Source organism: Pseudomonas sp. CCOS 191, assembly GCF_001007005.1.
GTDB lineage: Bacteria > Pseudomonadota > Gammaproteobacteria > Pseudomonadales > Pseudomonadaceae > Aquipseudomonas > Aquipseudomonas soli.
Window position 1 is genome coordinate 2,560,314 of sequence record NZ_LN847264.1, and the last position, 14,627, is coordinate 2,574,940.

The 14,627-nt window shown below is 63.8% G+C and carries 14 protein-coding genes and 1 pseudogene; 3 read left to right on the plus strand and 12 right to left on the minus strand.

The genetic code is table 11. The features are described from left to right. Positions 1-2 precede the first annotated feature (2 nt). Positions 3-1,001: an ATP-binding protein gene (locus tag CCOS191_RS11635; protein WP_046855333.1), complete on the plus strand. Its 999-nt coding sequence runs from the start codon at positions 3-5 to the stop codon at positions 999-1,001. A gap of 53 nt (positions 1,002-1,054) precedes the next feature. Next, on the plus strand, positions 1,055-1,669 hold the full coding sequence (locus tag CCOS191_RS11640; protein ID WP_231867486.1) for a vWA domain-containing protein: 615 nt from the start codon (positions 1,055-1,057) through the stop codon (positions 1,667-1,669). Positions 1,670-1,773: 104 nt separating this feature from the next. Here the strand turns inward: CCOS191_RS11640 and CCOS191_RS11645 are convergent, their stop codons facing one another. Continuing rightward, positions 1,774-2,040: a hypothetical protein gene (locus CCOS191_RS11645; protein ID WP_028690802.1), complete on the minus strand. Its 267-nt coding sequence runs from the start codon at positions 2,038-2,040 to the stop codon at positions 1,774-1,776. A gap of 333 nt (positions 2,041-2,373) precedes the next feature. On the opposite strand from CCOS191_RS11645, the gene CCOS191_RS11650 reads away from it, so the two are divergent. Further along, positions 2,374-3,699, plus strand: a complete 1,326-nt coding sequence (locus CCOS191_RS11650; RefSeq protein ID WP_046855334.1) for a sigma-54 dependent transcriptional regulator — start codon at positions 2,374-2,376, stop codon at positions 3,697-3,699. A gap of 26 nt (positions 3,700-3,725) precedes the next feature. On the opposite strand, the gene CCOS191_RS11655 is transcribed toward CCOS191_RS11650, so the two are convergent. The 11 genes and pseudogenes from CCOS191_RS11655 to CCOS191_RS28720 form a co-directional block, all read right to left on the minus strand. After that, positions 3,726-5,921: an LTA synthase family protein gene (locus tag CCOS191_RS11655; protein WP_046855335.1), complete on the minus strand. Its 2,196-nt coding sequence runs from the start codon at positions 5,919-5,921 to the stop codon at positions 3,726-3,728. Positions 5,922-6,047: 126 nt separating this feature from the next. Next, positions 6,048-7,328 carry a hypothetical protein gene (locus CCOS191_RS11660; protein ID WP_046855336.1) on the minus strand — a complete coding sequence of 427 codons (1,281 nt, stop codon included), beginning with the start codon at positions 7,326-7,328 and terminating at the stop codon, positions 6,048-6,050. A gap of 46 nt (positions 7,329-7,374) precedes the next feature. Beyond that, positions 7,375-8,115 carry a hypothetical protein gene (locus CCOS191_RS11665; RefSeq protein ID WP_023630127.1) on the minus strand — a complete coding sequence of 247 codons (741 nt, stop codon included), beginning with the start codon at positions 8,113-8,115 and terminating at the stop codon, positions 7,375-7,377. Between the two features lie 33 nt (positions 8,116-8,148). Continuing rightward, positions 8,149-8,829 carry a C39 family peptidase gene (locus CCOS191_RS11670; RefSeq protein WP_023630128.1) on the minus strand — a complete coding sequence of 227 codons (681 nt, stop codon included), beginning with the start codon at positions 8,827-8,829 and terminating at the stop codon, positions 8,149-8,151. A 62-nt stretch (positions 8,830-8,891) separates the two neighbouring features. After that, entirely contained in the window at positions 8,892-10,208 is a 1,317-nt protein-coding gene (locus CCOS191_RS11675; protein ID WP_046855337.1) for a hypothetical protein, read from the minus strand. A 52-nt stretch (positions 10,209-10,260) separates the two neighbouring features. Next, positions 10,261-10,833, minus strand: coding sequence for a hypothetical protein (locus CCOS191_RS11680; RefSeq protein ID WP_046855338.1), 573 nt, complete (start codon positions 10,831-10,833; stop codon positions 10,261-10,263). A gap of 1 nt (position 10,834) precedes the next feature. After that, a complete protein-coding gene (locus CCOS191_RS11685) occupies positions 10,835-11,278 on the minus strand; it encodes a hypothetical protein (RefSeq protein WP_023630131.1) in 444 nt (147 codons plus the stop codon). Positions 11,279-11,576: 298 nt separating this feature from the next. Continuing rightward, complete coding sequence (locus CCOS191_RS11690; RefSeq protein ID WP_046855339.1) at positions 11,577-12,128, minus strand: AAA family ATPase; 552 nt, start codon at positions 12,126-12,128, stop codon at positions 11,577-11,579. After that, a complete protein-coding gene (gene pnuC, locus CCOS191_RS11695; RefSeq protein ID WP_046855340.1) occupies positions 12,125-12,691 on the minus strand; it encodes a nicotinamide riboside transporter PnuC in 567 nt (188 codons plus the stop codon). The genes CCOS191_RS11690 and pnuC overlap by 4 nt, the downstream gene beginning before the upstream one ends. Before the next feature lie 98 nt (positions 12,692-12,789). Then, the gene (locus CCOS191_RS28715; protein ID WP_442963671.1) at positions 12,790-13,524 is read right to left on the minus strand and encodes a methyl-accepting chemotaxis protein; all 735 of its coding nucleotides are present in this window, start codon (positions 13,522-13,524) and stop codon (positions 12,790-12,792) included. A 138-nt stretch (positions 13,525-13,662) separates the two neighbouring features. Beyond that, a pseudogene (locus CCOS191_RS28720) lies at positions 13,663-14,424 on the minus strand (cache domain-containing protein); the annotation flags it as partial. Positions 14,425-14,627 lie beyond the last annotated feature (203 nt).

Genomic DNA, 14,627 nt, shown 5'->3' on the forward strand with positions numbered 1-14,627 from the left:
ACATGAGCGAACCCGTACAATTCCCCCTGGCCGCCGTGGTCGGCGCCGACGACCTCAAGCTGGCCCTGTGCCTGACGGCGATCGACCCGAAGATCGGTGGCGTGCTGATCGAAGGCCCCCGGGGCATGGCCAAGAGCACCCTGGCAAGGGGGCTGGCCGACCTGCTGGGCGACGGCCCGTTCGTGACCCTGCCATTGGGGGCGACCGAGGAGCGGCTGGTCGGCACCCTCGACCTCGATGCCGCGTTGAGCCAGGGCCAGGCGCGGTTCTCGCCGGGTGTGCTGGCCCACGCCGACGGTGGCGTACTGTACGTCGACGAAGTCAACCTGCTGCCCGACCCCTTGGTGGACCTGCTGCTGGACGTAGCAGCCAGCGGTACCAACCGTATCGAGCGCGATGGCATCTCCCATCGGCACGCCGCCCGGTTCGTGCTGATCGGCACGATGAACCCGGAGGAGGGCGAGCTGCGGCCGCAACTGCTCGACCGGTTTGGCCTGAACGTGGCCCTGGAGGGCCTGCCCGCGCCCGAAGCACGGCAGCAGATCATTCGCCGTCGGCTGGCTTTTGACAGCGACCCGCAGGCGTTCTGTGCCCAGTGGGCGCCCCAGCAGACCGCGCTGCGCCAGCGTTGCCAGGCCGCGCGCGAGCAATTGGCGTCGATCGCCCTGGACGACCAGGCCCTGGCCTGGATCACCGAGCGCTGCTTTGCTGCCGGGGTGGACGGCATGCGCGCCGACCTGGTCTGGCTGCGTGCGGCGCGGGCTCACGCCGCCTGGCGTGGCAATACAGTGATCGAGGAAGCGGATGTGGAGGCGGTTGCCGAGTTTGCCTTGCGCCATCGCCGTCGCGCCCACGCACCGCAAGCGCAGGCCGCCACGTCGGGCGAGCCACCTCGGCCGCCGCAAGCGCAAGGCGGGCAGGGTGACTGGGGCGCCTTGGCGCCGCAGCCGGTGGCGACGGGCGCACGCCGCGAGGTACCGAACTGGGCAAAAAAGCCCTGAGCATCCGCTCGCGCCCTGCCCAGGCGGCGGATGCCAAGCCCCGTGTCGGCAATTTGACAGGTAGCGCCCGGGGCCGCCCGCGTACGGCCGACACTGGCCGTATCGCCTGGCTGCCGACTTTGCTCAAGGGGCGACCGCGCCTGCGTCGCGAGCTGTGCTGGCAACAGCGCCAGGCCCAGGCGCCGGAGCTCTGGCTGGTGATCGTCGATGCATCGGCTTCCACCCGCCGCAACCAGGCACTGACCCAGGCCAAAGGCCTGCTGGCCGGATTGTTCGATGAGGCCTATCGGCAGCGCGCACGCCTGGCCTTGCTCACAGCCAGTGGCGACAAACCGCAATGGCAGCGGCATGGCCTGAAGGCCTCGGCGGCCTTGCAGCCCTGGTTGCAGGCGCTGGGGGCTGGCGGCGGCACGCCGTTGCCGGCCGCGCTGGAAGAAGCGCGCCATTGGTTGTTGGCGCGGAGCAAGCGCCTGCCCCTGGAGACCCAGCGTTGCCTGGTGCTGACCGATGGTCGCCTGCAGCAGGAAGCACAATTGCAGCCGTTACCGTGCAGCACGTTGCTGGTGGATATGGAAATGGCGGCGGTGCGTGTGGGCCGCGCACAACAACTTGCCGAACAACTGCATGCCGAATATCGGCATATCGAGCAGTTCAGCGTGGTCAATTAAGCAGGCGGCTGCGACAGGATGTCGCAATTGAAAAAGTTATCCCCGTATTCGGGGAAAGTTGCCAAAGTGCGTGGCGGCCACGCACTTTGTAACAGCCAACCTTGTTACTTTGGCATCGACCAGGGTTGCAGGTCGTAACCTTTGCCGGACAGTTCGGCGCGCACTTCCTCGATCAAACTGGCCCATTGCGCAGGGTCGGAATAGACGCGCGAGGACACTTGTTTGCTGCCGATACGGGTGCTGGTCCGGTCGATCACTGCCAGGCTCAGCTCACCGGTACCGTTGGGTGCATCCCAGGCTACGCACTGGAAGGGTTCGAAGGCGTGGTCGGCGATCAGCAGTGCTTCGTTGACACGGAGCGGGGCATTCATGGTTCGGTCTCTCTCATGGTCCCAAACAGCGAAATATTGTTCCGCGGTGTTATTCCTGAACACTCTACAGCGCGGGGTTATTTGTACTGATGCTCCAGGTCAGGGTTCAAGTCACAAGGTTTTGAAATTTTTTATTGACGATTCATTCGTCCGTGCTTGTCGCTCCCGCCTCAGACGCGCAAGGGTTGAGATAATTCCCGAGTGTGCCGGGCACACGGCTGGCGGGCTGACCAACGGTAGTGGGGAGCGTCAAGTTCATTGCTACTGTTAATTCGGGCGTCGCAACTGTCTGTTTATAGGTAAAAAACCAATAACTGGCGCCAAGGAAAGGTCATGCTTGAACCTGCATCCCACCGCCGCCTGCTGATCGTCGACCCCTGCGACGATTGCCACCGCCTGTTGCCGGGCTTGCGCAGTGTCGGCTGGGATGTCCGAAGTTGCACGCTCGAGGCGGCGCTGGAGCAACCCTGCGATGTTGGCCTGGTGCGCTTGCAAGCCTCGCACCTGCTGCACCCCGAAGCGGTCAAGGACCTGATCAAGCGCAGCAATACCGAATGGATCGCCGTGCTCAGCGCCGAGGAACTGCGCCTGCAGAATGTCGGCGATTTCGTCTGCGAGTGGTTTTTTGACTTCCATACACTGCCGTTCGATGTCTCCCGGGTGCAGGTCACCCTGGGCCGTGCCTTTGGCATGGCACGCCTGCGCGGCAAGGGCGCGGTGCGCGTCGATGAGCCCGAGCACGAGCTGCTGGGCGAAAGCCGGCCGATCCGCGAGTTGCGCAAGCTGCTGGGCAAGCTGGCGCCGACCGAGTCGCCGGTGCTGATCCGTGGTGAAAGCGGAACCGGCAAGGAACTGGTGGCGCGCACCCTGCACCGGCAATCACAACGTCGGGACAAACCTTTTATTGCCATCAATTGCGGGGCGATCCCGGAACACCTGATCCAGTCCGAGCTGTTCGGCCATGAAAAGGGCGCCTTCACCGGGGCCCACCAGCGCAAGGTAGGGCGCATCGAAGCGGCCAATGGCGGCACCCTGTTTCTCGACGAAATCGGTGACCTGCCTTTGGAGTTACAGGCCAATCTGCTGCGCTTTCTTCAGGAAAAGCACATCGAACGGGTGGGCGGCAATCAGCCCATCGCGGTCGACGTCAGGGTTCTGGCGGCTACCCATGTGGACCTGGAAAAAGCTATTGCCTTGGCGCGATTTCGAGAAGACCTGTACTACCGACTGAATGTTTTGCAAGTGGTGACCGCGCCACTACGTGACCGACATGGCGACCTGTCGATGTTGGCCAGCCATTTTTCACAGTTCTACAGTGCCGAGACGGGCAGGCGGCCACGTTCATTCAGCGACGGTGCCCTGGCGGCAATGGGACGGCACGAGTGGCCGGGCAATGTGCGCGAGTTGGCCAACCGGGTGCGGCGTGGCCTGGTGCTGGCCGAGGGACGGCAGATCGAGGCCCAGGACCTGGGACTGCAGGACCTGCAGGAGCAGGACCAGCCGCTGGGCACGCTGGAGGACTACAAGCACCGCGCCGAACGGCAGGCGTTGTGCGATGTGCTGAACCGGCACAGCGACAACCTGAGTATCGCGGCCAAGGTACTGGGTGTGTCGCGGCCGACTTTTTACCGGTTGTTGCACAAGCACCAGATTCGTTGAGCAACCACGCTGCCGATCGCGGGGCCTCAGCTCGACTGGGCGAGATGGCCGTCCGCCAGTTCCTCCACCGTCTCCGGCTCATCGGGCAACGCGGTGATCACGCTGAAGTCGCTGACCTCCACTTCGCCGCCACCATACCCCAACAGGTGGAAGGAAAACGCCTTGCGCACGGTGGGGTTGTCGAAGTCGAACTGCATTTCCAGCGGCTCATCGGCCGTTACCCGAATCTCTTCGGGCAAGCCAAGCTGCACATCCTGCTCAAGCTCCTTGGCCTTGAGCCGGATGTACACGGCGTGGCGCGGGTCCAGCGCTCGTACCTTGAGGCGTACCCGGGTGCGGGTGCCTTCGGGCATCTCCAGGTATTGCGCGCCGATCAGGTTGTCGGCCCAGTCATCCTTGATGCGCTCAGCCAGGGCGATGGGGGAGGGACCGCCGAACTGGTAGCGCAGGTTGAGCGGAGTCTGCAGCAACGACTGGTCGAGGCCGGTGGCCAGCAGGCCGATCTGCGCCCCCAGGCTGTCGTCCCCGCGGCCGACGAATTTTGCCTGGTCGGCAATGAAACCGGGGCTGGCATAGCGTCGGCAGCGTTGCTGGAAATCGCACTCGCTGAGGGTACCTTGGCCGTCGTGGTAGCGCAGCATGCCATTGGTGTAGGAAATCATCTCGCGGCCACTGTCGTACTCGCGGTACAGCGAGCGGCCGGCCAAGGCCGCAGGGATTGGCAGGGCAAAGTAGTCGAGCAGCGAGGTGCTCAGGTCGACGTGGCCGTAGGTGCCCTGCTTGAGCCTGGGCAGTTGGGCGTGCTCCGGTGCGAGCGTGAGGTTGAAGCCCCACGCCGATGCCAGGCGCACGCCATCGATGCCGTGGGATTCGTCGGAGGTGACGATCACCAGGGTGTCTTGCAGCACGCCCTGGCGCTCGAGGCCGTCGAGGAAGCTGCCAAGGGCATCGTCGAGGTAGGCCACCGCAGCCTGCTTGGGCGTATCGAAGCGTTGCAGATAGGCCTCCGGAGCCGAATAGGGCTGGTGGGTGCCGACCGTGAGCAGGGTGAGCATCCAGGGTTGCGGCTGCTTGCGCAGCTCACCGATATAGTCAAGCGCACCCTCGAAGAACGCGCGGTCGTCCTTGCCCCAGGGGAATTCCAGGTAGTTGTCGTTGGCGAACCACTCCAGCCCATGCACCGTGTCGAAGCCGATGTGCGGCATGATCCGGTCCTTGGCCATGAAGCGCAGCCCGGCGCCTTGCAGGTAATGGGTGGCGAAGCCGGCCTCGCGCAGCTGGGCCGGCAGGCAGGCCTGGTTGCGTTGCTGCTGGGTCAGCAGCTCGACCCCCTTGGGCGTGCCGTTGGCCAGCTTGTCGTAGTCGCCGCAGAGCATCGCGTACAGGCCGCGAATGGTCTGGTGTGTGTGCAAGACATAGTCGGGGGTGTTCATGCCGCGCTCGGCCCACTGGCTGAGACGGGGCATCAGGTCCTGCTGGTAGTGGCTGCCCAGTGCCTCGCGGTTGGGGCGCAGGTAAGCGCCGGGGATGCCCTCGACGGTGATGATCAGCAAGTTGCGTGCCTTGCCCGGGGCGTCGAGCAGCTTGACGCCATTGAGGTCGGACTGGGTCAGGCCGGCGCTGGACAGCGCCGTGACTGACGGCACCCGGCCCATACGGCTCAAGGCCTGATGCTGCACCTTGCCCACCGCCGTCGACAGCGCCTGGTGGGTGAGGCCGTATTGGCGCCATTGGTCAGCGTCCGAGGGGGCCAGCTGCTGGCCGCCCCAGTGCAGGCCGAACAGTGCCAGGGGCACGGCCCAGAGACGCCGTGGCAACGGCTTGCTGGCGGGCGATCGCCATACGCTCGCCAGCCAGGCGCCAATGCCTGCGACCAGCAGGGCGGGGAGCCAGGCATGGGCCAGTCCGCCGCCGGTGGAGTTCTCCATGAACTGCGGGTCGATCAGGTAGGTCAGGTCGTCGACCGTGGGCAGCCTGCCGACGGCGCTGACCAGCTCGGCGGATGCCACCCACAGGCCGCCCCAGGCCAACAGCAGCGGCAGGGCCAGCCACCAGGGGCGCCGCTGCAGGAGCAGGACCAACAGGCTGCCGATGGCGAGGTCGGACAGGTAGCCGAAGGGGTTGGACCAGCCCAGCAGGGCGCGCGCGGTCAGGGGTATCACCAGCACCAGGATTGCCAGGCTGGCAAGGCGGGCGCGAGGGTGACCGAGCAGGTTGTTCACGAAACTTTCCTTAATGCCATTAAACCGTCACAAAAGTGTGCCGGATGATAACAGGCTGGTGCCGGGAAAGTCGGGCGCTACAAAACCGGTAACCAAATGCCGGGCCCTTGCGCGGGCCCGGTGCGGTCAGAAGTAGTAAGGGAATTTCAGGCTGAACGAGAAGTCTGGCGCGTCTTCGGTGAGACCGATGGACAGGTTGGGCACGATGGTCAGGTTGTCGGTGGCAGCGAAGGTCAGGCCGACGTTGAAGTTGGCGGCGTTGTAGTCGCTGTTGGTGATCGACTGCCAGTCGCCGCCGTCGGGCTTGATCTTGCTTTTGCTGGCGAACTGGTCGGTGACCGAGAACGACATGCTCATCCGCTCGTTCAGGGCGAAGGCAATGCCGCCGCCGATCTGCCAGGAGTCGCCCAGCTTGACGTCCCCCTTCACCTTGGAGTTGACCTGTGGGCTGATGTCGCTGAACGAGTCCTGCATGTTGTAGGTGTAGGACAGGCTGGCGAACAGCACGGCAGGGTCGAACGTCTTGACCAGCGAGATGCCCGGCGTGATCGCCCAGACACCGTTGCCGGTGGGGAGGCTCTCGGGTACCGAAAGGTTGTTGTTCGTCGGGTCCTCGACCAGCTTGATGCCGTACGGATCCTTGCCGGTGGGTGCTTTCACCCGCAGGGTGAGCACGGCGTCGGGAAGGTTTTCCGATTCGTCGAGGAATTTGTAGGCGATCCCGACGTTGACATCGCCGATGGCAGGGTCACGGGTGACGGTGGCGTCGGAGGTGACCGGCCCGGCACCGCCCGCACCACCGGACGAATAGGTTGATTCGCGATAAACGATTGGCACGTTTATATCGAACTGCCAGCGTTGGTCCATGTTGTAACGGGCGGTCAGGTCCAAGGTCCAGTTATCCGCCTTGATACGGTCCAGATTGATATTGCCGAGGAAGATCGAATCGAGCGCGAGGAAGCCGTTGAGGGTCAGCGCACGGGTATCGTAGTGCGTATAGGTCAGGCCGGTTTCGACACTGAACTTGCCGCCACCGAAGAAGCCGCTGGCTTCGTCATACAGGTTGGAAACGCTTTGCGCCGGCTCCGAATCGTCCTTGAGCGACTGGCCATAGGAGCTGCCGCTGCTGCCCGGGGCGCCGGAGGCCACGGTCTGGGCGCCCTTGGCCGGTGTCGAAGGTGACTTGGTCAGCCGCTTTGGGGGCGGCGCGGCGGGGGTTTCCTCGACTTGACGCACACGCTGCTCGAGCACCATCAAGGCGTTCTGCTGGGCTTCATAGCGTTGTTTCAGTTCCCGCAGCTCCTGCTTCAGCGCCTCGACCTGAGGGTCCGGAGCCGCATACAGCAGTGTGGCCGGGGTCAAGGTACTCAGACAGACTACAGCTTTGAGCGTCAACGATCGTTGCATGAGTTAGCCGTCCCTTCAGACTACATACGATGAGAGTCAGCGTAGATCAGTATCCGAGCGCGCGAAGGCCTTTGAGCTGGTCAAGATTGCCGTTAAGCGCCGCCGCAGGCACGTTGTCGCGCAGCACGACGTTGAGGGAGGTCAGGTTGCTGACCTGGTTGCCGTTGCCCAGCAAGGTGGCGTTCTGCATCAGCCCGCCCTGGGCGATCTGCTGCAGGGTACTGCCCTGGTTGTTGTTGGCCATGACATTGAGTTGCACGCCCGTACCATTCGCGGAAACGCTCATGGACCCCGCGGCGTTGCTGCCGACCAGTGTCGAGCCTGTGGCGAGTGCCTGGCCCTGCTGCGGTACGTCGGGCGCCTGGTTGGCCTTGGTGACGTTGATGTCGACGTTGTTGTAGGCCGTGTTGTTGTCGCCAGCGGCACGCACGACCTGAGTTACGCCGACAGTGCTGTCCAGGCCACCACCACCGGTGACGGTACCCGTCCCGCCTTTGGCGCCGCTCGAGCCCGTGCCTTTCTCGTCGATCATGGAGACATAGAACTGCGGCTTGATGGTCGACTGCTGGACCTGCATCGAGGTCTTGGCCCCGATCACATCGCCGTTGGCGTTCTGCCAGGTGCTGGTCATGACCACGCCGAAACTGATGATCCGCCCCGGCAGCACATAGCGGCCGCGCAAGTTCGCCAACTCCTGGTCCTTCAGTTCAATGGGTTTGAACGTCTCTGCCTGGGCCGGCAGTGCGGCGGCGAGGCAGATCAGGGTGAGCCATGCTGGGGTCTTCATGGGATGCTCCCGGAGCGTCTTGCTCAATTGTCATTAGAAGAAGTCGCTGCGGATGAAACCGAAGTCCATCAGCTCGGCGTCTTTGACCGGGGTGAAATTGTTGATGCGGCCCTTGGCGCTCAGCGGCAGAGGTGGGTCGAGCAAGGCATTGTTCTTGTCGTAACCCTGGCCGATCACGGCGAAGATGATGCCGTTCCAGCCTTTGAGAAAATCTTCGACTTTGTAGCGTTTGTGGCCGAGCACTGGATCGCCGATGTACACCCAGCCCTTGTCGACGCGCTGCATGACCACGAAGTGCTTGTAGCCACGGATGTCCATCAGTACCACCACGGGAATGCGCACGCTGGTGAGGGTGTCGGCCGCGACCCGGTAGCCGCGGGCACGCATGCCCAGGCTTTCCACGTAGCGTTTCATATCGAGCATGGAGAAGCCCTGCACCCGCACCAGGTCCTGGTCGGCGTGGGCGAGCATGCCTTCGATGATGTGTTGTTCGTCCACGTCCAGCCAGTAGGCCTGGCGCAGGATGGTTGCCAGCGCCGCGGCGCCGCAACTGAAATCGGTCTTCTGTTGCACCAGGTCGGCGAACTTGCGCTCACGGATGCTCTGGATGGGCTTGTAGATCACCGCGCCCCCCGGCAAAACCGAAAGCGGCATCTGCGCCGCTTCGCTGTAACTGGCCATGCACAGCAAAAACGCCAAGGCGATCATCCGCATGGTCTTGCCCCCTGGTCCTGTTGAAGAAAGGCCCCCCGAAGGGGGCCTTACGGTTACAGCGCTCAGAACGAGGTGTTGGAGATGGCCAGCGAGTTGCTCTGCTGGTTGCCCACACCGGCTGCGACGTTGACGCCGAGGTTGCCGCTGCCACCGTTCACCGAGCCACTGAGGGTTGCGGTGTTGGTTACAGGGTTAGCCCAACCGGTAGGGGTCAGCACCTGGAACGACACGGTGTTGCTCAGGTCGTACGAGCTGGACTCGCTGTAGCTCTTCGAGCCGGACTTCGACGATTCGTTGGAGGCGCTGCCCGACTTCTCATAGGAGGAGTCGTAGGCTTTCTCGAACGCAGAGTCGCGTGCTTTCTCGTACGAGGAGCTGGAAGACTTCTCGTGCGATTTGTCATACGACGCGTCGATCGAGGCGGTCAGCGATGCATCGAACGAGTCGGTGCGGCTGCGCTCGTGGCGGCCGAAGTCCTGGGTCTGGGTCACGCTGCCGCTTGCCGAGGCATCCAGCGAAGCGTTCAGAGAACCGCTTGCCGAGGAGCTCGAATCATGGCTACGCGAACCACTGGCGCTGGAGCTGTTGGAGCCACTGGCGTTCCAGCTTTTGGAGCCGGCGGCGTCCCAGCTCGACGAGGCGCTGCTGTCCTTGCTGTAGCTGGAGTCTTTGTCGTACGAGGCGCTGCCGCTTCTGGTCGTGGTGAATGTCAGCGTATCGACCCGGTAGGTGCGGTCGGCGCTGTTGTTCACTACCAGGCCTGGGCCACTCTGGTCGGCAGAGGCGGTGGCGGTGGCATTACCCAGTGGCGCATTGGAGTTGGCAATGGCCATGGTGTTTTTCTGTTGGTTCAGGTCGCCACCGGCAATGTTGATGCCCATGTTGCCGCTGCCGTTGTTGCCCGAGCCGCTCATGATGCCGGAGTTGGTGGTGCCGTAGTTGTTGACCTTGTTGTTGTTGCTGTACTGACGTACGTCGGCGGTGGCCGAGGCGGAGCCGAACACGAAGCTGTTGTCCAGGCTCGAATCGGCGCCGGCGTTGGCGATGGCGGCGGCGTTGTCCTGCTGGTTGCCGGCGCCGGCCGCGACGTTGACACCCACGTTGCCGCTGGTGCCGGAGGCCGAGCTGCTCATTTCGGCTTCGTTCACCGTGCCTTCATTGCTGATGCGGTTGCCGGTGCTGCTTTGCTTGTCCCAGGCATTGGCGGTGGCATACACCGGGATCTTGGTAGGAGGAGGGGTGTGATGACCGTTGTTGTGGCCATTGTTATGGCCATTGTTGTGGCCGCCACGTGGATCATTCTGCCCAGCTTGTACAGCCACAGCCATGATCGCAGCAATTGCGAAAACCAGAGGCTTGAGTGCCATCGAGGGTTTCATGGTGGTTCTCCGTACTTTGTTTTAGGTTAAGTGTTGTTGTTACCTGTTTGGGTCAATCTGCGACCCGGATGCTCAGGGTGTTGGCCGTTCGGTTTCCCACCCCTGCACTCTGATTCAACTGCACCACGCCACGGCTACCGGTGAATGCCTGGTCGCTGGTGCTGACCTGGCGATGGCCGGGTGTCTGGGCAGTTGAGTCCGAGCTGTTGATCAGCGCCACGTTCTGTTGCAGAAGGACGCTGTCGTCGATGCTTTGCGGTTGGGCACTGACGCTGATGCGCAGTGCGTTGGCTTGCTGGTTGCTGGCGCCGGCGCTCTGGTTGACCCCCAGGATGCCGTTGCCGTGGCTGAAGGCTGTGCCCTGGATGTTGGCCTGGGCATCGATCGCCGGGTCGGACCCGGTGCGCAGCCGCTGGTGGATCTGGGTGCTGGCGTTGGCGTCATGGCCGATGGCGATGGCGCGGGCATTGACCTGTTGCTGTTGATCGCCGGCCGCCTGGTTGACGCCCAGGTTGCCCTGGTATTGCGCACCCGAGCTGTCAATGGTGGCGTTGTTGATCACGGGGGATTGGGCGAAGGTCGGCGCACTGCACAACGTGGCCAGGAGCAGCAGCGTATGCCTCATGTCACTGACCTCCACTGAGGATCTTCAGCGCGCCCAGGCCTTGCTGGACGTTCGAGTTGACCATGTTGGCGATGCCGTTGCCGCCCGAACCCGAGCCACGGCCACCTGCGATATTGGGCAACTGTGTCTGGTTGCCGATGTTGCTGCCGATGGTGTTGGTCTGCTGGGTAATCAGCGAGTTGATACCGGCGCCGCTGGTGATGTTGGCGAAGTCACCATCGCTAAGCTCACTGGTCTGCCTGAGGATGTGGGCGGACGGGTTGGTATTGACGGTGACCGGACTAGGATCAGGGATGATCGGCGCTCGTATGGCGCTGCGGGTCTGCACGTCGCGGGTGATGACGACGATGCCGTTGTCAGCCCAGGTGGGCAGGCTGAAGCTGGAACCCAGTGCGCATCCGATCAGCAGGAGACGACAGACGTTGCCTTTATCAAGTTTCCCCACGATGGCAATTCCTTCTTCGGCGTGTTGGGCCTGGGCCGCGTTGCCAGAAGGAGAGCAGAAGCTGTGCCGGTTTTTGTTATTGCTTTCGAATCAGTGAGTTGTGGAGCTGGAGCTGGCGCGTCAAAGGATTGGTGTATCAGTGCTGAGACAGAGAGACGACCCAGGAGCTGCCGGGCCCATTGAAGTCGGGCGCTGACGGGTTTTCGTCGAGGGTGTTTCACGGGTGTGACACTACCCCCGGATCTGGCGCAATACGCGCAAATCCGGGGGCCATGGCCCCGCAGGGTGTATCAGTGGCTTAACATTCTGTGGGGCAGGTTGGGGATTTGCCGTCCAGCAGACGCTGTACAACGCTCAAGACCTTGGCGCTGCGTTGCGACCAGTCGCCATCGATCACCTGCACGTTCTGTCGGTGGCGTTGCAACCAGGCCAGGCTGTCGTCGAAGAACACCTGGCGCTCTTCCAGCCGTGGCTGGCAGCGCAGCCCGTCCCCGACCCATTCGACGCCCTCGGGGCGCAGCAACAGGTGCAGGTCGTAATGGCGCGCCTGGATGGCCTGTTCCAGCCACCTGGGGCAATCACCGAACAGTGCCCGGCTCCACAGGATATTGCTCAGCAGGTGGGTGTCGAGGATCAGCAGCTCCGGTGCCTGCGCCCGGCCCTGGTCTTCCCAGGCCAACTGGCCACGCGCAATGGTAGGGATGTCGGCGTAGCAGGTATCGCGCTGCTCGCGCTCCATGAAGTGGCGGACGTACTCACCGACCAGCACGCCACCGAAATGCGCCTGGATCTCGCCGCTCAGCCAGCTCTTGCCACTGGATTCCGGGCCGCACAGCACCAGGACCTTCATGCGCTGGCCAGCGCCGGGTCGCGCCGCCACTCCAGCCAGCCGCGCACGGCAATCAGGGTGAACAGGGCATACAACGCGGCGGTGAGGTAGAGGCCTTTGTAGAGGAACAGCCCGACGAAGACCACATCCACCACCACCCACAGCGCCCAGCACTGCAGGCGCTTCTGGGCCATCCACAGCTGGGCCACCAGGCTGAAGCCGGTAAGCGCGGCGTCGAGCCAGGGCTGGGCAGCGTCGGTCCAGTGGGCCATGGCAGCGCCCAGCAGCAGGCTGGCCGCCAGGCCGATCGCCAGGCCCTTGAGCATCGTCACGGGTGCCAGGCTGGTCACTTGGCGGGCGTCCTCGACCCGGTCCGGGCGGGTCCATTGCCACCAGCCGTACAGTTGCAGCACGGCATAGACCAGTTGCAGGAGCATGTCCGAGTACAGCTTGACCTCGTAGAAGATCCAGCTGTACAGCACCACCATCACCAGCCCGATCGGCCAGCACCAGGGGTTCTGCTTTACGGTGAGCCAGACGGCGATGACGCCGAGCGCGGCGGCGAACAGTTCGAGGCCGGACATCGGCGATCCTTGGACGGGGAAAGGGCGCGATGCTAACCGCTTCGAGCGACCTGCTTCAAGCGGCGGGCAGCATCCGAGCTACCCGCCGCCTGGCCCTGCTAGACCCTGAACTGGCGCAGCAACTGTTCCAGTTCATCGCTCAAGCGGGCAAGCGCCACCCCTGCGTCGCTGGATTGGCGGGCGGCCGCGGCGGTCTGTTGCGACAGGTCGGCGGTTTCGGTGACGTTGCGGTTGATTTCCTCGACCACATGCGACTGCTGCAAGGTGGCGCTGGCGATCGAGGCATTCAGCGCGCCCAGGTTGCCCAGTGCCTGGTTGATGGCGTCCAGGCTGCTACCGGCCTCGCGGGCCTGCTCGACGGTCTGGCGCGAGGCTTCGCTGCTGGTATCGATGGCCCGCACCGCGGCTTCGGACTGGCCTTGCAGGTGCTCGATCATGGTCTGGATCTCGGCGGTCGACTGTGCAGAGCGCTGGGCCAGCAGGCGCACTTCGTCGGCGACCACGGCGAAGCCGCGCCCTTGCTCACCGGCGCGGGCGGCCTCGATGGCGGCATTGAGGGCAAGCAGGTTGGTCTGCTCGGCGATCGAGCGGATCACCTCGAGTACGCCGCCGATCTTCGTGCTGTGGCTGGCCAGTTCGCGGATCACCTGTACTGCCTGGTCGATGGTCGCCGAAAGCCGGTCGATCTGTTGCAGGCTGCCGTGGATCGCCTGTTGGCCGTGGCCAACCTGCGTCTGGGCGTTGCGCATTTCGTTGGAGGCCTGCTCGGCGTGCTTGGCCACGTCGTGCACCGCGTAGGAAACCTCGTTGATGGCGGTGGCCACCTGATCCATCTGCAGCGATTGCTGGGCGCTGCGGGCCTGGGCGGAGCCTGCGTTGTCACCCACATGGCCGGCCGACTCGGCCAGGGCATGGGCCGCCCCCTGCAATTGGCCGATCACGCCCTGCAACTTGCCGTTGAAGCGGTTGAAGTGTTCACCCAGCTGGGTGATCTCGTCGCGGCCGTGGGTGTCCAGGCGCCGGGTCAGGTCGCTTTCGCCACTGGCGATGTTGCCCATGGCCTGCACGGCCTCTTGCAGTGGCCGGGCGATGCTGCGGGCGATCAGCATCACCAGGAGGGCCATCAGCAGGGCGATGCCCAGGCCCAGCAGCGAGGCGTCGCGCAACTGTCTGGCGAACTCGGCCTGCACGTCGTCGATGTAGACGCCCGAGCCGATGATCCAGCCCCAGGGCTTGAACAGCTGGATGTACGAGGTTTTCGCCACCGGCTCGCTGGCGCCGGGCTTGGGCCAGCGATAGTCGACGGGCCCCGCGCCCTGGCTGCGGGCCAGGGCGACCATCTCGTTGAAGACGGCAAAGCCGTCGGGGTCGCGGATGGCGGAGAGGTCCTGGCCATCGAGCTTGGGGTTGGCCGGGTGCATGACCATCTTCGGTTGCAGATCGTTGATCCAGAAATAGTCGTTCTGGTCGTAGCGCAGCCCGCGCACCACCTGCAGGGCCTGCTGCTGTGCGGCCTCGCGGGTCAGCGTGCCGGCGGCCTCCAGGCCTTGGTAATGGGCCAGCACGCCGGCGGCGGTTTGCACCACGTGGCGGGTCTTTTCGGCCTTGGCCTGGTACAGGCCGTCATGGATCTGGCGCAGCATCAGCAGGCCCAGCACCAGCAGCATGGCCACGGCCACCAGCAGGATCAGCCACAGGCGGCGGCTGATCGACATCGACCTCAGGGTCTTCATGATGCGTTACTCCAGTCTTGTTCTTTTTATCCAGGGCATCCAAGCATGCTTTGTCGCGGGTCCCCACTCGACCAACGGCTAATGCGTCGTTCTTGACATCCTCAGTTGCAGGTAACGCAAGCCTTGAAACATAGGCTCTGCTAGGATTTCGGCCGCGCCAGATGAAACCTTTAGGCGGCTGGACTTTTCAGCTGGCTTTGGGG